Source organism: Marinobacter sp. (assembly GCF_034669625.1).
Lineage (GTDB): Bacteria > Pseudomonadota > Gammaproteobacteria > Pseudomonadales > Oleiphilaceae > Marinobacter.
This window is the reverse complement of the sequence record NZ_JAXMOY010000007.1, coordinates 78,355-95,103: the sequence shown is the minus strand read 5'-3', so window position 1 is coordinate 95,103 and position 16,749 is coordinate 78,355. Positions and strand designations below refer to the sequence as shown.

Annotated in this window: 15 protein-coding genes; 7 read left to right on the top strand and 8 right to left on the bottom strand. The window is 54.3% G+C overall.

What is annotated here, in order from left to right; all coding sequences use genetic code 11:
- Window positions 1-50 precede the first annotated feature (50 nt).
- Both VOI14_RS08470 and VOI14_RS08465 read left to right on the top strand, forming a co-directional pair.
- Window positions 51-1,400 carry a sigma-54 dependent transcriptional regulator gene (locus VOI14_RS08470; protein ID WP_323751608.1) on the top strand — a complete coding sequence of 450 codons (1,350 nt, stop codon included), beginning with the start codon at window positions 51-53 and terminating at the stop codon, window positions 1,398-1,400.
- Window positions 1,397-2,470 carry a transporter gene (locus VOI14_RS08465; RefSeq protein WP_323751607.1) on the top strand — a complete coding sequence of 358 codons (1,074 nt, stop codon included), beginning with the start codon at window positions 1,397-1,399 and terminating at the stop codon, window positions 2,468-2,470. The genes VOI14_RS08470 and VOI14_RS08465 overlap by 4 nt, the downstream gene beginning before the upstream one ends.
- A gap of 30 nt (window positions 2,471-2,500) precedes the next feature.
- Here VOI14_RS08465 and VOI14_RS08460 read toward each other — a convergent pair whose 3' ends face one another.
- From VOI14_RS08460 to dauA, 7 genes are all read right to left on the bottom strand, one after another.
- Complete coding sequence (locus VOI14_RS08460) at window positions 2,501-2,992, bottom strand: hypothetical protein (RefSeq protein ID WP_323751606.1); 492 nt, start codon at window positions 2,990-2,992, stop codon at window positions 2,501-2,503.
- Between the two features lie 4 nt (window positions 2,993-2,996).
- The gene (locus VOI14_RS08455) at window positions 2,997-3,689 is read right to left on the bottom strand and encodes a C39 family peptidase (RefSeq protein ID WP_323751605.1); all 693 of its coding nucleotides are present in this window, start codon (window positions 3,687-3,689) and stop codon (window positions 2,997-2,999) included.
- Window positions 3,690-3,702: 13 nt separating this feature from the next.
- Complete coding sequence (locus VOI14_RS08450) at window positions 3,703-4,053, bottom strand: hypothetical protein (protein ID WP_323751604.1); 351 nt, start codon at window positions 4,051-4,053, stop codon at window positions 3,703-3,705.
- Between the two features lie 53 nt (window positions 4,054-4,106).
- Window positions 4,107-5,183: a hypothetical protein gene (locus tag VOI14_RS08445; RefSeq protein ID WP_323751603.1), complete on the bottom strand. Its 1,077-nt coding sequence runs from the start codon at window positions 5,181-5,183 to the stop codon at window positions 4,107-4,109.
- A gap of 381 nt (window positions 5,184-5,564) precedes the next feature.
- Entirely contained in the window at window positions 5,565-7,163 is a 1,599-nt protein-coding gene (locus VOI14_RS08440) for an isocitrate lyase (protein WP_323751602.1), read from the bottom strand.
- Window positions 7,164-7,409: 246 nt separating this feature from the next.
- Complete coding sequence (locus VOI14_RS08435) at window positions 7,410-9,356, bottom strand: CASTOR/POLLUX-related putative ion channel (protein ID WP_323751601.1); 1,947 nt, start codon at window positions 9,354-9,356, stop codon at window positions 7,410-7,412.
- 23 nt (window positions 9,357-9,379) lie between these two features.
- Window positions 9,380-11,122 carry a C4-dicarboxylic acid transporter DauA gene (gene dauA / locus VOI14_RS08430; protein WP_323751600.1) on the bottom strand — a complete coding sequence of 581 codons (1,743 nt, stop codon included), beginning with the start codon at window positions 11,120-11,122 and terminating at the stop codon, window positions 9,380-9,382.
- 98 nt (window positions 11,123-11,220) lie between these two features.
- Between dauA and VOI14_RS08425 the strand changes: the two genes are divergently transcribed.
- From VOI14_RS08425 to VOI14_RS08415, 3 genes are read left to right on the top strand one after another with little or no spacing between them, the layout of a single operon-like run.
- A complete protein-coding gene (locus VOI14_RS08425) occupies window positions 11,221-11,409 on the top strand; it encodes a CopG family transcriptional regulator (protein ID WP_323751599.1) in 189 nt (62 codons plus the stop codon).
- An 11-nt stretch (window positions 11,410-11,420) separates the two neighbouring features.
- Window positions 11,421-12,416 carry a ChaN family lipoprotein gene (locus VOI14_RS08420; protein WP_323751598.1) on the top strand — a complete coding sequence of 332 codons (996 nt, stop codon included), beginning with the start codon at window positions 11,421-11,423 and terminating at the stop codon, window positions 12,414-12,416.
- A gap of 28 nt (window positions 12,417-12,444) precedes the next feature.
- Window positions 12,445-13,152, top strand: a complete 708-nt coding sequence (locus VOI14_RS08415; protein ID WP_323751597.1) for an SIMPL domain-containing protein — start codon at window positions 12,445-12,447, stop codon at window positions 13,150-13,152.
- Between the two features lie 4 nt (window positions 13,153-13,156).
- Here VOI14_RS08415 and VOI14_RS08410 read toward each other — a convergent pair whose 3' ends face one another.
- Window positions 13,157-14,224, bottom strand: a complete 1,068-nt coding sequence (locus VOI14_RS08410; protein WP_323751596.1) for a beta-N-acetylglucosaminidase domain-containing protein — start codon at window positions 14,222-14,224, stop codon at window positions 13,157-13,159.
- Between the two features lie 171 nt (window positions 14,225-14,395).
- On the opposite strand from VOI14_RS08410, the gene VOI14_RS08405 reads away from it, so the two are divergent.
- Together VOI14_RS08405 and VOI14_RS08400 are read left to right on the top strand one after the other, a co-directional pair.
- The gene (locus VOI14_RS08405; protein WP_323751595.1) at window positions 14,396-15,433 is read left to right on the top strand and encodes an acyltransferase; all 1,038 of its coding nucleotides are present in this window, start codon (window positions 14,396-14,398) and stop codon (window positions 15,431-15,433) included.
- Window positions 15,434-15,622: 189 nt separating this feature from the next.
- Window positions 15,623-16,699, top strand: a complete 1,077-nt coding sequence (locus tag VOI14_RS08400; protein ID WP_323751594.1) for a TRAP transporter substrate-binding protein — start codon at window positions 15,623-15,625, stop codon at window positions 16,697-16,699.
- Window positions 16,700-16,749 lie beyond the last annotated feature (50 nt).

Sequence of the window (16,749 nt, the reverse complement as noted above, 5' to 3'; positions counted from 1 at the left end):
AAAGATGGCAACCCGATTTCCAAGGCACACGCCTGCGGAGAACCGCCCTTATGGAAAAGCGACCGCTCGTTTGGTTGTCAGCGGCACACAGCAGCACCGCTGCTCGAGACGTGCTACAAGCCCATTGGACCCTGATCGATTTTGATTTTGGCCAACCGGTTTCGCTATACCTGAACATTCCCGATGGAACCAAGCTCGGCATTCTAGAACTCCCAGATGGCGTCGAAGCCGATATGCCACGATTGGAAAATTGGCTGGAAGCTTTGGGCATGATTTACTGGGTCGCCATTGCCCCCAAACGACCCGACAACAGAACCTATACCGCAAACCTCATCGTTCGCTATTGCTCTGACTTTCATACCCGACCGGTGGACGGCCAACGGTTAAGCACGGTGCTCGGTCATCTTTGGGGCATGGCTTCAATGATGGAAAGTACCAGTCATGCAAACCTGCATGACTACGGCGATTTGGCTCTGCTCGGAAGCTCTCCGGCCATACGGCATGTACACAGCCTTTTGCGTCGTTTTTCAGCCACTCTGGAGCCGGTTTTAATCACGGGCGAAAGCAGCACAGGAAAAGACGCCGGTGCCCGTTTCATCCACAACCATTCCATACGGGCCACCGGCCCTCTGATCTTTGTTAACTGCGCTGCGCTGCCCAGCACACTCACCCAAAGCGAACTGTTCGGTTACGAGAAAGGTGCTTTCACCAGCGCACAGCATTCACACCCCGGTCGGCTTGAACAAGCAAACGGTGGCTCTCTGGTATTTTCGGGAATTAACGAACTGCACCTCGAACAGCAGTCGGCATTGCTGCGATTTCTGCAAGAAGGCCAAGTTCAACGGGTCGGCAGCAACACACAAATTTCGACTGATGGTCGTGTGATCGCGACCACCTCTCAACCGTTGCCAGAGCTGGTAGCGGTTGGGCTATTTCGAAGTGATGTCTATTTTCGTCTGGGTAGCCTTGAAGTCTTGCTCCCCCCCTTACGAGACCGGTGTGAGGATATTCCAACCCTCGCTAACGCTTTGCTTGATGCGTCTTTCCCTGGGCTGGCACGAAAGCGTCTCAGTCACGCTGCCATGCACTGCCTGATCAACCATTCGTGGCCAGGCAACCTGCAAGAACTGCAAAACCGCTTGCGTCGGGGCGTACTTCTCAGCGAACAAGCCACCATTGAGCCGAGCGATCTAGGGCTACGACCACCCCGTGCCGGCTGCTATCAGCCCTCCAATCTAAGCCTTCAGGCGTTTCGGGACCAAGCCGACCACCAAGCACTCATCTACAGCCTTCGCTTGTCGAACAACAACCTATCTGAGGCCGCGCGCGTTCTAAAAATATCCCGCGCCTCACTCTACCGCTTAATTGAAAAGCACACCCCCAAGGGAGACGCCACATGAAAACCAATACCGGATACCTCCTCGCACTCAGCTTGTGTCTATCGCCGACGACCACCCTCGCCAGGCCGGAACATCAAATGCCACCGGGCGCCCCCAATGCTCCCCCTCAAAAGGCCGAACAAGAAAAGGAGCAAGCCTCCGATATTGCCTCCATTACAGCAGACCGAGGAATCGTGACCCAGCCCGGACGATTTATTATCGAACCCGCCTTTTCCCATGCTCACAGCACATCCACTCTGGTTGCGGTGGAAGGGTATACAGTCATTCCCGCTCTGCTGGTCGGGCTGATTAATATTTCGGAAGTCCAACGGGATATTTTTGTCGGCGCTGTATCGCTCAAGTACGGGTTTACCAGTCGCTTAGAGGCATCCTTTCGTGTGCCTTATCTGAGTATTCACGAAGACCTGAGAGAGCGAGAGGCCTTTCAAGGTACGCCTGTAGACACGTTGAGAGAATCCTCCGGCAGCGGCGTGGGCGATATTGAAGCCTCCATTCGCTATCAACTCAACGATGGCCTGGACGGGTGGCCCTATGTGATTGGCTCTCTTCGGCTCAAAGCTCCCACCGGCGACAGCCCTTACGACGTTGAACAAAAGACCGTCAGGGACAGCCAAGGCAACCCGATCGGAGTTGAGCTTTCGGAGCGCCCCACGGGCTCAGGGTTCTGGTCCGTCGAGCCGGGGTTGTCCTTGATCTACCCCTCCGACCCGGCAGTTCTCTATGGCAATCTAAGTTACGTATACACCCTCAAGGACGACAAAGGCTTCGAGAATGGCAAGACCATCGATCCGGGTAACGTCATACGTTTTGGCTTCGGCATGGGTTTCGCGTTCAATGAACGCACGTCGTTCAGCCTCGGATATGACCAATCCATCATTCAAAAGACCCGCTACGAACGCGACATCGACCTGTTCGCCGCCAACTTTGACCGAATACAGATTGGTTCACTCTCGTTCGGTCTGTCGCAACGGCTAACGCCCAGCACCTCCCTGAGCGTCACGATCAACGTGGGCGTCACTGAAAATGCGCCCGACAGCGAGATCACACTGAAGCTACCGATCAGCTTTTAAGAGAAAATAGAATTGAGCACCCTTTGCTGGCTAACGACCGAGGAACTGAAGGATAGGCGCCTGCACCTGGTCTGGCAGACGGTAGCCAGAACCCAAATTGTTGAGTTCAATATTCAGCAGGCGAGCATTTTGGATAACCGAGCCATTCAAATCGTTCTGAATCAGGGTCATCCAACCACCGGGAGTTGAAGACGCTGCAACCAATGCCTGCCCGTTCACACCGGAATTTACCATGCCAATCATTGTTTCCAGCTCATGAGGCACACCGCCTCCATTCCCTGCCTGATTCAGATTAGGAATGGTGAGTCGGTTAACCGCCAGAGTTTCGCCGTTTACCGATATAATTTGCTCGAGACCAATTGAGATCTCCAGATTATCCAGCAGAAATCCACCCCGTTGCGCGGCGAGCTCGCTATCGGTCAAGGGCTCGGTCATAAACACGGTGTCAGCTTGGGTGGTCAAAGTAACCACATTCATCCCCGCAGCCAGTACAAAAACGACCATTCTCTGTCGATTGATCATGACATTACCACTCCCTAGCCGATGGCCAATACGGCAAGGTATGGCCAAGCGATGGACCGTTCTGCCCTTTGTCCAGAGGCGCCCGGACGATGTGCGGCCAATTCCCATCTGACAAGAACGAACTCCGCCCTTGCTGCAAATGGCTACGTATAACAAAAGCGGCGCCGTCCCAATAATGTTCAAATTCTGCTCTGGGGTACGCTTTCAACCCGCGAGCGGGGTCGCCCACGAACACTTCGTCGTCACTGATCCCCTTAATAACAACAAAGTGACGGAAGCCTTTTAGGTTCATAAGAACAATCACCGGCAAGCTCACTGTCTCGCGCAAACCGGACAGTGGCATTCGAAACCCATCAGCTTGATAGCCTTCGGTTTCGAGAAATCGCTTCATGTCCAACATGGAGAACCCTTCTTGACGCACCTTCTCGGGATCGGCCAATGCGAACATTCTGGAGAAAACTTCTTGCTCCGAAAAATCATGGTTGTAGTGATAAGAAAGCAAAGAGGCGATAGCCGCGGAACCACAACTGAAATCATACTGCTGCTGCAGCACCGAGCCGAACCGCTGCTCTTTGAAACTGCTGACATCAACCTGCAGGCCGCCACTTATCCCTGGCAAGGTGACGGTACCAGCAAACGCAGTGGACCAAAGCACCACAGCGCCGGTCAGACTTAACACAAGCAGCTGCTTAACCATGGCCCACCTCCTGTTAGCGATTGATCAGAATGTTTACCTGAGTGCTGTCCTGAATCACCACCTGATTACCGGTATTCTGAATAACCGTGGCGATCCCACTCATGTTTTGAAATGCCTGATCGGATATCAGGTTGTTCCCCGTCGTGGAGTTGCCCGACAAGCGGTTTCCCGTGACCAAAGCATTTTGCTGGTTTTCGTTCAGCTGCCACTGCATCGGTACGCCCTGACGGCCGCTGGCCTCGGCCAGTTGATCGTTATCCATCGTCGGTAAATCCATCCACTCTTCTGAAATTGCGACTTCTGACAGCCCCATTGCAGCGATCAGCCAAACGACTCTCAAGTTTCCTCTGATAGTGTTAGTCATGACGCGCCTCCCAGCGGGAATCGAGCCACACCTTTAGGCATGGCTCGCCTTACTCAGTTGTCGCTTCCAGCGGTCAGGTTAGACATAACACTCACATTGGCTTGAGTCACGCTGCCCACACCGGCGTTCTGAGCAAATGCACCCACACCGGTGAAGTTCGCGGAGCCACCGGAGATCTCGTTATGAGCCCTTACTTCGGTGTACGCTTTCTTAGCAGAAGCATCGCCGTAGGTCACGGAGGTATCCGCCACTGAACCGTTGAGTTCAGCATCATTCATGAACACGTCGAGCGAGAGACTCAGCTCAGTAACACTGTTGTTACTGTTGTCGCTGTTGTCGCTGCTATCGTTGTTCGAGTTCGCGGTGTTGTACGAGTCGTTCGTACTGCTGTTCGAGTTGTCGGAGCTATCCGAATTATCCGAATTGTCGGAGTTGTCAGAATTATCCGAGTTATCGGAGTTGTCAGAGTTATCGGAGTTATCCGAGTTGTCTGACATATCGTTACCGCTGTCAGCCACCTTGAACGAATCGGTCACGTTGGTGCTGCTGTCCGAGTTGTCAGAATTATCGGAGTTATCGGAGCTATCCGAGTTGTCCGAGCTATCGGAATTACCACTGTCAGCCACCTTGAACGAGTCGGTCACATTGGTGCTGTTATCCGAGCTGTCGGAATTGTCAGAGTTATCCGAATTATCGGAGTTATCTGAATTATCAGAGTTGTCCGAACTGTCCGACATATCATTGCCACTGTCCGCTATTTTGAACGAATCAGTCGCATTGGCGCTGTTGTCGGAGTTATCCGAATTGTCTGAATTATCAGAACTGTCCGAGTTATCGGAACTGTCCGACATGTCATTGCCACTGTCCGCTATTTTGAACGAATCAGTCGCATTAGCGCTGTTGTCGGAGTTATCCGAATTGTCTGAATTATCCGAGTTGTCCGAACTATCCGGATAGTTCGAGTTGTCGTTGCCCGAATTGGTATTTCCGGAATAGTCGTTGTTGGCCGTCGCATTGTCGACCGCATTGGTGTTCGGGTCACCGTCACCACCTACGTCCGCATAGGCCACACCGGACAAGCCAAGACCTAATGCAACAGCAATCGCTAGCAAACTTTTTTGAGTTTTCATGATATTGCTTCCTTCTAACATCATTGCACTTCTCTTTGGCCCGTCCCGGTCGACTACTGTTTGCGGTTATCCGAATAGGTCAGACCCTCCAACTCACTAAAGCGATTAACGTGCCACGCTCCCAGCGAAGGAATACAACTCATTGATTATTAAAGATAAAATCTAGGCAAGACGTCATGGATCGCAAATCAACGCCACCCGAAACTGTTTCAAATATGATACAGCGACACTATTCCAAGCAGGTACATAGCGTAATACCCGTTAACTTTCATATCGTTACCACTTACACACTTGTCAGCCTTCCTGACGTTATTGTAAATACAAAAAAAAGCGGCCCCGTTTCCGGGGCCGCTTTTTCAATCACCTGTTAGGTCGTCGAGATTAGATGTTCTCGAACTGACCCATGGTGTTGTCTTTACCACCAGCTTTCAGCGCAGCTTCACCTGCGAAGAATTCTTTGTGGTCGTCACCGATGTTAGAACCAGCCATATCCTGGTGCTTAACAGTAGCGATGCCCTGACGGATTTCCTTACGCTGTACACCAGCAACGTAGGCCAGCATGCCTTCGTCACCGAAGTAGCCTTTAGCCAGGTTGTCAGTAGACAGTGCCGCAGTGTGGTAAGTCGGCAGAGTGATCAAGTGGTGGAACACACCCGCTTCACGTGACGCGTCACGCTGGAAGTTACGAGTCCACTCGTCAGCCAGCTCAGCCAGCTCGGTGCCGTCGTAGTCAGCGCTCATCAGACGGTCGCGATCGTATGCAGATACGTCTTTACCTTCTTCCTTCATGGCGTCGAACACCTGCTGACGGAAGTTCAGAGTCCAGTTGAAGGACGGGCTGTTGTTGTAAACCAGCTTCGCATCGGGAACAACTTCCTTGATGCGGTTAACCATGCTGGCGATCTGACCAACGTGAGGCTTCTCGGTTTCGATCCACAGCATGTCGGCGCCGTTCTGCAGGGAAGTGATGCAGTCCAGAACAACACGATCTTCACCAGAACCGGCTTTAAACTGGAACAGGCCAGAAGCCAGACGCTTCGGCTTCAGCAGCTTGCCGTCAGACTTGATTACAACGTCGCCGTTCTCGATCTGAGAAGCGTCTTCGATGTATTCGCCGTCCAGGAAGCTGTTGTACTGGTCACCCAGGTCACCCGGCTCGTTGGTTACAGCGATCTGCTTGGTCAGGCCAGCACCCAGAGAGTCGGTACGTGCAACGATAACACCGTCGTCCACTCCCAGCTCAAGGAACGCCAGACGTACAGCGTTGATCTTAGACAGGAAGTCGGCGTGAGGAACGGTTACTTTACCGTCCTGGTGGCCACACTGCTTCTCGTCAGAAACCTGGTTTTCGATCTGGATGCAGCACGCACCCGCTTCGATCATCTGCTTGGCCAGCAGGTAAGTCGCTTCAGCGTTACCGAAACCAGCGTCGATGTCGGCAATGATCGGCACAACGTGAGTTTCGTGGTTGTCGATCTGCTTGATCAGCTCTTCAGCTTTGGCAGCGTCGCCCGCGTTTTCAGCAGCTTCCAGGTCACGGAACAAGTGGTTCAGTTCCCATGCATCGGCTTGACGCAGGAAGGTGTACAGCTCTTCGATCAGACCAGATACAGAAGTCTTCTCGTGCATGGACTGGTCAGGCAGAGGACCGAACTCAGAACGCAGAGCGGCAACCATCCAGCCAGACAGGTACAGGTAACGACGCTTAGTGCTACCGAAGTGCTTCTTGATAGAGATCAGCTTCTGCTGACCGATGAAACCGTGCCAGCAACCCAGAGACTGAGTGTACTTGGAAGTGTCGGCATCGTAGGCAGCCATGTCTTCACGCATGATCTTCGCAGTGTACTTAGCGATGTCCAGACCAGTCTTGAATTTGTTCTGGGCGCGCATACGAGCAGCGTGCTTAGGGTTGATGGCGTTCCAAGTCGGGTTTTGCTTCACGATGGAAGCGATCTGATCAACGTCTTGTGAGTAGGGCATGATCTCTATCCTTTCTACGTTTGTTTTCAAAAGGTACGAGTTACTGCTGCCAAGCAGTAACCGTTGCCAGCCGGCTGCTGTGTTAACGAGCAGAGGTTGACGTTGAGCGACACTTTACTGCCTTCAATCTTATAATTGAAATTTATATTATGTATTTCCAGCATTTTTCTAATGAATGTCGACTTGAACCGGCGCGCGCTCAAACACTTGCAGCGCTCGCGCACTCCCAGCTGGAGTAAAAGCGCCTCAGCTCTGGCACATCACCAATAACTGATCGCCTTTCTGAAGGTCGAGGTATTGCTTCCGGGGCGGGTTAATTTGCAGGTGGCGACCACGCTCGTCCACCGCTTGCCGGCGAACTCCCAACGCAATCTCCCCCCTCGCGGCCAGCACTTTCTCGAGAAACTGAAAGTCTGCACTGGCGGGTAAGGGATAATCTTCGGAATCACGGAACTGAATTTCAGCGCCACCCACGGTAAACAATTCGTCAAGCACCACCCTTAGCTCGCGGCGCAAAGCAACCTGAGCCAACACGTGACTCAGAATCATCGGACTGATCAGCATTTCACTCTGATGACCATACATCAGGTGGCGATTGTCCGGGTCACTCAGCTCGAGTGTGACCTGCGGCCGCACCGAGGCTTCGGCAAGAATATCTTCCAATTGCAGGTAACCGACCATGGCACGGGCATCCGCTTCCTCACCGGAGCCAATGCGATCACTGCTCAACAACATCACGGTATGGTAAGAGGCCGGGTTCAGTTTCCTGAGTTCATCCTCCACCATGTAATCGGCTTCAAGCAGGCGGCCATTAATTCTCGCAAGGTCCACACCGTAGCGGGATAATTCCCGCTGTCGCTCATCCAACGGTGTGGCAGACACCATATCCAATTCGAACTGGCGTCCCGAATAGCTGCCAAACTCCGCCACCAAACTCGGCACCCGGCGATTCCAGCCCAGCACCAGCACACGGTGCGTTCCAGGCTTCACGGTGGCCTCCACAGGCATCGATACGCGCTCAACAGGCGCCAAGGGTTTCGCCTTTGGATCTGGTCCGGTGTGGGCATAATCCTTGGCAAGCAGCACCACCCGGTCGTCGGTTCGGATGGTGGTGTCAGAGGGTGCCAACAGGTTTACTTTCCAACCACCGGTTTGAACCGGGTGCAGGAGCCCCAAGACGATCGCGTGCGGCCTTTGTGAGGCCAGCTCGCCTAAGGTCAGACCCTCGGCTGTTTCACCGCCCCGGACAAAAATCTCGTTGCCGCCATCGGCCGTCAGCAACTCGTTGTAGACTTCGGAAAGATTCGGGTGAAGTACATTCTGGACCATCAATCGACTGATGGTGGAACTACCGGCAACTACCTCAACAGCACCTGGGTATGCCCGTTCAATAACCGGCAACTTACGCATATCCTGAATTTCGGCGACGACATAAGGCAACGGAGCATTCAAGTGTCGAGCCTGGGCGGCAATGGACAACAGCGCTTTAACGGTTTCGACATCAGAGGTCACTATACTACCGGCGCTATAGCCCTGGCTTGGCACGATCACCGCCGCCGCATCCAGACAAGCCACTCGATGCAAAGCCTCCGGCTGAATCGCTGAGCCGCTTCGCAGAATAACTTCTCGGGCACGGCTGCCCACTCCGGGCTCGTTGCGCAATTCGTAAAGCTGCTCCACGCTGGCTTCTTCCGCCAGCACCACGAGGCGTAACCGCTGGGTATCGTGCTTTTCAAGGAAGCGCTGCATTCGGCCTGTTGAGCCGAACAACTCTGCCACTAACGGCGGTGTCTGCGCGGTCCAGCCAAGAACGACCACATGACTTTTCAAAGTCACGGGCGTCAGGCCTCGTTCAAGATCGGTCATTTTAGCGATCAGCCAGCGGGTCAAAATCGCCACCAGCGTGCCCATGAACACCACATAACCAAGAATGGTGAGCAAAGTTGAAACAATCCGTTGCCAGGTGCCCACGTCGTCACCGAGATACCCCGGGTCCGTCAAACGTAGAAACGCCCACCAGATAGCCGCGCCCGGATCATCAAACTCACCACCTTGAGGTACAACCAACAGGCCACCGACGAGGGAGATCAAGCCAATAAAAAGCCCGACCACCAATAATTGGAAACCGGCACCTTTCAGCAATTGGCGTTCTAGAACAAATTTGATTCGATCGATAATTCGAAATGGAAGCATGATGGCCCTCTTTTGAGGGCAGTTTAACGCAGATTCCCCGGAGAGCCAGAAGATGCCACTTCCAAAGCCGCCCCCAGTGTCGGGTAGAAGCTGCTGACGCCAGGCTCCGGCTGCACACCTGCGCGGGCCAGAGTCCGTAAAGGTTGGAACTGAAGATCCGCAATCAATATCTGGGTATGGGCTTCGCGACAACTCGCGATCAGCTTATTCAGTGCCGACAAGCCACCGGCATCCAATACCGTCACGCCATCCATATACAACACAATGCCACGCGCATGCCGAGACAGACCCGCCAGCTCCCCGAACACTCGATCCGCGGCGGCGAAAAACAAAGGCCCATTGATTTTAAAGACCTGCCACTCTTCCGATAAGCCAAACGACTTCACCCGCGTGCTGTCGGAGAGATCGGTAACCTTGGTCATCTGCGCCATTTCCTGCATGAATAGCACCGCAGCCAACAGCACACCGGTGATGATCGCGATAACCATGTCCAAAACGACCGTTAGGCTGAAGCAGGTCAAAAAGACCAGCACATCCATGCGCGGAGCCGTTTTCAGTAGATGAACGGCTTTGGGGGCTTCACTCATGTTCCAGGCCACCATGATCAACAACGCAGCCATCACCGGCATGGGGAGGTAGGCGAGTACGCCGGCCAGTGAGACCAACGCCAATAAAACCACCAGAGCGTGGATCATAGCGGACACGGGAGACTCCGCCCCAGCCCGATAGTTGGCAGCGGAGCGGGCAATGGCAGCGGTCGCCGTAATACCACCGAAGAACGGAACCAGAATATTACCAATGCCCTGCCCCATCAGCTCACTGTTAGCACTGTGGCGCTTGCCGGTCATGCCATCCAGCACCACCGCACACAAAAGCGATTCGATGGCGCCCAACATAGCGATGGCAAACGCCGCCGGCAACAACGCCTGAACCATGTCCCAGGAAAAGCCAAGCGGTTCGCCTTCAGCGTTCAGTTGCTGCCAGGGCCATATAAATTCCGGTAAAAACGGTGGAATGCCATTTCCTGTGCTGCCGTCAGGCAACAAGTAGCTGAAACGAGAGCCGATGGTTTCGATCGCGGCCCCGTGAGAGTTGAACCAAAGCGCCAGCAGGCTACCGATCACCACCGCAGGGAGATGCGGGGGCACCGGGGTTTTCAACCTTGGCCAAAGCAGCATCACCGCCAGAGTTGCCGCGGCCACTAGCGTACTCATGCCGTCAAGCGCGGGCATCTGCTGGGCCAGCGCCGCCAGTTTGTCCCAATAATGTTCGGGCATGGTTTCAAGCGACAGGCCGAAAAAGTCTTTAACCTGAAGCGTCGCAATCACCACGGCAATTCCGCCGGTAAACCCGAGCGTGACCGACTCGGGAATGTACTCGATAAAACGCCCCAAACGCATCAGGGCCATGATGACCAGCAACACACCCGACATCAGCGTGGCCAGCAGCAAGCCACCCAGCCCGTAACTCTGGGCAACGGGGTACAGAATGACCACAAAAGCCGCGGTGGGACCAGAAATACTGAACCGGCTACCGCCCAATACGGCAATAACGAACCCGGCAATAAAAGCGGTATACAAGCCATACTGAGGTGCAACGCCACTGGCGATGGCCAGTGCCATGGCGAGAGGAATTGCTATGATGCCAACGGTCACCCCGGCCATCAAATCTCTCAGAAACCGGGCGCTGGTGTACCGCTCATCAAAACAGGCCTCGCGAAGTGCGTGGGCAAACCTCAAGGAAAAAAGATGAGCGCGGTGTGGCATGAGCGAACTCCCGGTTGCGAAGACATCGCCACAATTATATGCTCATGCAGATAACATTCAATGTTAACCTGATTAACATATAGAGGCATTTCCAAGCCATGACAAAAGAAAACCGTACCGCGCGCCTGACCTTGCTTATCGATCCGGACAAAAAAGCCGCGTTCGAGGAACTCTGCAAACAGGATGACGTCACCCCCTCCCAGAAGGTCCGGCAATTCATTCGCGAGTACGTGGAAGAAAAGCTGGGAGAAAACTGGCGCGAAGAGCGCTCAAAAAACTCGAAATAGGCAGGTGCACCATGACTGCGACCAAGCATCTACTGGTCATACCCGTTGTATTGTCTCTGCTCGCGTTGTCCGGTTGTGCCCTGAGCCCAAACACCACAAGGCCGGCAACCTTATACGACAGCCAGCTCGTTGATAGCCAGAGCCGACAGGTTTTATCTTTGGAAGCCGTCGCTGACGCTGCCATGCAGGCCGATGTTGTGGTGATCGGAGAACATCATGGTCATCAGGCGTCACACCTTCTGCAAGCCCGCCTGTTGCAACAACTGCACAGCCGTAATCCCAATATAGTGCTGACTCTGGAACAGTTCGATCTGGATCGCCAGACGGCCCTGAACGACTATCTGGCTGGCATCACCGGTGAGACAGAACTGGTGAAAGACGCCAAAGCCTGGGACAACTACCGAGGTTCCTACCGGCCTTTGATCGAATACGCTCGTCACCACCAACTACCGGTGCTGGCCGCCAATGCGCCAGCGGATATTGTCCGCTGCGTCGGTCGTCAGGGCCCGGACTACCTCACGAGCCTGACCGATAGCCAACGCCGGCAGTTACCCGACCAACCGTTTCTGGATACCCCTGCCTACCGAAACAAATTCATCACGGCAATAACCGGCAGCCATGGCTCCAACGACCCAGCCATCGCCCAGCGCATGGACAACGTCTACCAGGCCCAACTGGTCAGAGACAACACCATGGCCGACCGTATCTTGCAGGCACGCAGGCAGTATCCTGATCACCAGATTCTGCATCTGACAGGCACGTTTCACAGCGAGCAAAAACTCGGTACCGTGGCGTTACTGAAGCAGCGCGCACCCGAGCTTTCGATTGTCGTGCTAAGCCCGGTATTCTGGCCCGAAGACGCAGTCGAACCGCCGTTACAGGACAACCTGAACAAAGGCGACTTTCTGTACTTGATACCACCCTTAGCGCCGGAATTCCGGAACAGCGAACGACGGCAAGAAGCCATGACAGAACGCTTCAAAGACCGCTCAGGCACCGACTGCTAACAAGCGTCATGACACAAGGAATCAAACAGTGAAAACCATCGTCGCCCTCATCTTGGGTCTATGCGTCATTTTCTCTGCGTCACTTCTAAGAGACGGCCTCACAGGACTGAAAACCGGAGACCGCTACGTCACCGTCAAAGGTGTCGCGGAACGGGAAGTGAACGCCGACCTGGCACTCTGGCCCATTCGCTTTGTCGCCACCGGTAAAACACTGGAACAGGCACAAGCGCATGCAAGAAGCAGTCGGGAAGCCATCATGGCGTTTCTGAAACTTCAGGCCATTGAGAGCAAGGCCGTGGAACTGCAGAGGCTGGACGTAACCGATACCCGAGCCAATCCCTATCAAGGCGAAGGCGAGCAAAAGTTCATCATTAACCAGACACTGATGGTGCGCAGCACGCAGATTGAACGCATTCGCCAGGCGGCACAAAATGTCAGCGAATTGGTAGATTCCGGTGTATTGCTCTCTTCCGACTTCGGCCCCGGCGGCCCCACTTATCTGTTCAACGGTCTGAACACCATCAAGCCCGAGATGATTGCAGAAGCCACCGAGTCTGCCCGGCAGGCAGCGAGTCAATTTGCCCGAGATGCCAACGCCAGCCTTGGCGGATTACGCCGGGCCAATCAGGGTGTCTTCCAGATCCTCGCCCGGGATCAGGCACCCGGAATTTCCGAACCGCAACAGCCCGTGAAAACCGTGCGCGTAGTCTCCACCTTCGACTACTATCTGGAATAACCTTTCACTGGGTTTGTACCATCTCGTCTGTGACCTGATAGTCTCCGGCAAGCCAACGCATGATTTCGCTGGCAGCCGGATGATCGAAAGCATCGTATGTGTGCGCCAAGGCCTGTTTACGCTCGGGACTAAGGCGCCACAGCCCGGCATCCTGAAGACTCAATAGGTCCCGCTGAATCTGATTTGCCAACACCTCACCCAGAAGCTCCCGAGCAGCATGGTGAAATGCCTGTCCATATTGGTAGTCCGGCCCCAGCCGGTAGGATTCTTCCAGCGTCAACGCCGGTATCGTGGTCAACACAGATTGCAGTGCGGGGTTGATGGCGTGACCGGCTATATGCGCCGCATTCGCCGCCGGCCGGCCGGTGAAAGCTCTCAGGTGCAGGTGTCGGGACATTCGGTCGCCATCGTTCACCGGATAGTTATCCCACAACACCGGTTTTCGGCCCAACCGATCACCTACGCGCTTCAAATGCCCCGGAGAAATCTCCCGGGAGCAGACTTCTTCACCGGTCCAGAACACCCGGATATCTTTATCAAGCTCGGCGCCCAGCGTTTCCAGATAATCCGAAGGCCGTTCACCAAACACCCGATCCAACACCGGGTCATCGGAATAATAAGTCGGGCATATACTGAACGTGGTGGCACCACTGTGCGCCTTCACCCAGCGCAAAATCTCAGCCTGGGTGCTGGCCAGCTCTGGCGTTTCCGAGCGCATGTCATCAAACAGAATGGCCAGTTCCTGCACCCCGATCCGATCCAAGGCTTTCAGCTTGGCCGCTAGGGCGTGACGCGCGCTCTCATCAAACCGGTTAAAGACCTCGAACGGGCTCAAGCCAACGCCAAACCGAACGCCCTCGTCTTCGCACAATTCAGCAAACTCCACCAAGGCTTCAAACTCTTCAGCCGGATGCGGCTCCTGCCAGCGCCGACGCAAATAGGGGTCGGCCTTGGGCGCGTACAGGTAAAACCCATAGCCATGCCCGGCCAGGGTTTTAAGCAACTTACGCCGCTCGGCCCAGGTCCACATGGGGCCATAAAACCCCTCAATCACACCGAGTTCTACTGTCATACTTTGATTGCTCCCAGGCTTCGGCTTTCAGCCATCATACACTCGCGTTGAAACACACTCCGAACCTTCAACCATGAACAGATGGTCAGCTCCGGGCAACCGAATCGTATACCTGCCTAAACCCAGGCCGGCTATGATGAACGTCCATCGTTATTGGAACGCATCAACGCCATGCAAAACAACCAAAGTCGCCTAACCGCCCTGGATGCACTTCGCGGCATTGCCGCGCTCGGCGTTGTACTGTTCCATTATCTGCCCTACTACAACGAGTTGTATGGGCACAGTTTTGACAGCCCATCCTTTCTCGAGTTCGGGCGCTACGGTGTGCACCTATTTTTTATGCTCAGCGGCTTCGTCATTTTCATGACCCTCGAGCGCACCCAAACGGCCGGCTGGTTTGCGCTTGCACGCGCGTTCCGGCTACTGCCCGCACTTTGGGCCGGCATTGCCCTGACCTTTCTATCGGTGCACTGGCTGGGGCCCGAAGATCGCGCGGTCGAGCCGGTGTCGGCAGTACTGAACATGACCCTCCTGCACGAGTACCTGGAGCATCCGCACGTGGATGGTGCCTATTGGAGTCTGGTGATTGAAGCCACTTTCTATGTCTGGATCGCACTATTATTTTACGGATTGAAGAGCTGGCAACGACTGCGCCCTGCACTCTGGCTCTGGACGGCCGCCAGCTACATAGGCGTGATCTGGTGGAAAGCAATCCCGGACACTCTGGACTTTCTGGCGAAAGATCTATTGTTCGTGCGTTATGCACCGCTGTTTATCAGCGGCATGCTGCTCTTCCGCTGGTATAAATACGGCAAACCGTCAGTGGCCGATATAACGCTACTGGCTCTGGCCATCGGCCACTGCCTGTTTGCCTATAAAGCCCCTTACAACTTGTTTGTGCTGGCGTGCTACGGCATTTTCATTCTGGCGATAAGCGGCCGTCTGAGCCTGCTGTCCCGGCCCGGATTACTCTGGTTGGGCAGCATTTCCTACGCGCTTTATCTGATCCACCAGAACATTGGCTACGGGCTGATCACTTTGTTCTACCAATGGCAGATCCCCGGCCCTGTTAATGTTGCCCTGGCGCTCGGCATAATCGTCGCCCTAGCATCCATCGTGCACTATGGCATTGAGAAGCCCTCATTAAGAGCGTTTCGCCGCTGGCGACAACGGAGCACCATGACAAACACCATCAGCCCCAGAGCATGAGCTGACACGACTCCTCCGCAAGCTCACCCAGCACCTAGACATATGTCGTATTTCACGCATTTTTTTGCTGCAAAGCGACCGCCAAATATGCAAACCTGAACTAAGCTATTCAGCAACACTGGCTAAAAATCAAACGCTGGTCCATCATTCGAGAAACAACTAAAACAATTCGACAGGTTGGAAAGAACCATGAAGATCCGATCCATTTTATCGGCGACCGTGCTCGCCATTGCTACCACGTTCTCTGCCTCACAGGCTATGGCACAGGAAAAGTTCACCCTGAAGCTTGCTGAAACCTGGGGACCGAACTTCCCCATCTTTGGCGACACCAGCAAACGCTTCGCTGAACTCGTTGAAAAGATGTCTGACGGTCGCCTGAAGGTCCGTATCGACTCAGCCAACAAGCACAAAGCCCCACTGGGCGTGTTCGACATGGTGAAGGCTGGCCAATACGACATGGGCCATTCCGCCTCCTATTACTGGAAGGGTAAGGTTCCCGAAACGCTGTTCTTCACCAGCATGCCATTTGGCATGAACGCCATTGAACAATACGCCTGGTTCTACCACGGCGGCGGCATGGAGCTGATGCAGGAGGTGTACGAACCTCACAACATGTTGTCGTTTCCCGGCGGTAATACCGGCATTCAGATGGGCGGCTGGTTCCGCAAAGAAATCAAATCATTGGACGACCTTAAAGGTCTGAAGATGCGTATTCCCGGCTTTGCCGGCGAAGTCTTTGCTGAAGTGGGTGTAAACCCCACCAATATTGCCCCGGGTGAGCTCTACACCGCCCTTGAGCGCAACACCATTGACGCCGTTGAGTGGGTCGGCCCGGCACTGGACTTGCGCCTTGGCTTCCAGCAAATCGCTGACTACTACTACACCGGCTGGCACGAGCCCGCGACTGAACTGCAATTCCTGGTCAACAAGCGCGTATGGGCCAAACTACCCGCGGACTTGCAGGAAATCATGCGAGTGGCCATGCGCACCGCGTCCTACGACATGCTGGTACAATCACAACACGCCAACGCGGAAGCTTGGGCAAATATCAAGAGAGAGTACCCCAACGTACAGATCAAACGATTCCCGGCCGACATCTTCCAGGCCATGTACGATGCCAACAAAAAGCTGCTGAAAGAAACAGCTGAAAAGAGTCCAATGGCTAAAAAGATCATCGACTCACAGCTGAGCTATCAGAAGCAAAGTCGCGCCTATACCGAAATTTCTGAACGTGCATACCTCAACACGATGGGAGAAGTTCAGTAAACTCTAGGCCAGACTGAATGAACCAGAGCCGGGATCGCTCTTGAAAGTGG

Bases quoted from the DNA above. Each gene is read 5' to 3' on its own strand.
- VOI14_RS08420 (WP_323751598.1), top strand. From the start codon at position 11,421: ATGACTGCGACCAAGCATCTACTGGTCATACCCGTTGTATTGTCTCTG.
- VOI14_RS08460 (WP_323751606.1), bottom strand. From the start codon at position 2,992: ATGATCAATCGACAGAGAATGGTCGTTTTTGTACTGGCTGCGGGGATG.
- VOI14_RS08470 (WP_323751608.1), top strand. From the start codon at position 51: ATGGAAAAGCGACCGCTCGTTTGGTTGTCAGCGGCACACAGCAGCACC.
- VOI14_RS08440 (WP_323751602.1), bottom strand. From the start codon at position 7,163: ATGCCCTACTCACAAGACGTTGATCAGATCGCTTCCATCGTGAAGCAA.
- VOI14_RS08465 (WP_323751607.1), top strand. From the start codon at position 1,397: ATGAAAACCAATACCGGATACCTCCTCGCACTCAGCTTGTGTCTATCG.
- VOI14_RS08455 (WP_323751605.1), bottom strand. From the start codon at position 3,689: ATGGTTAAGCAGCTGCTTGTGTTAAGTCTGACCGGCGCTGTGGTGCTT.
- dauA (WP_323751600.1), bottom strand. From the start codon at position 11,122: ATGCCACACCGCGCTCATCTTTTTTCCTTGAGGTTTGCCCACGCACTT.
- VOI14_RS08405 (WP_323751595.1), top strand. From the start codon at position 14,396: ATGCAAAACAACCAAAGTCGCCTAACCGCCCTGGATGCACTTCGCGGC.
- VOI14_RS08445 (WP_323751603.1), bottom strand. From the start codon at position 5,183: ATGAAAACTCAAAAAAGTTTGCTAGCGATTGCTGTTGCATTAGGTCTT.
- VOI14_RS08425 (WP_323751599.1), top strand. From the start codon at position 11,221: ATGACAAAAGAAAACCGTACCGCGCGCCTGACCTTGCTTATCGATCCG.
- VOI14_RS08435 (WP_323751601.1), bottom strand. From the start codon at position 9,356: ATGCTTCCATTTCGAATTATCGATCGAATCAAATTTGTTCTAGAACGC.
- VOI14_RS08410 (WP_323751596.1), bottom strand. From the start codon at position 14,224: ATGACAGTAGAACTCGGTGTGATTGAGGGGTTTTATGGCCCCATGTGG.
- VOI14_RS08400 (WP_323751594.1), top strand. From the start codon at position 15,623: ATGAAGATCCGATCCATTTTATCGGCGACCGTGCTCGCCATTGCTACC.
- VOI14_RS08450 (WP_323751604.1), bottom strand. From the start codon at position 4,053: ATGACTAACACTATCAGAGGAAACTTGAGAGTCGTTTGGCTGATCGCT.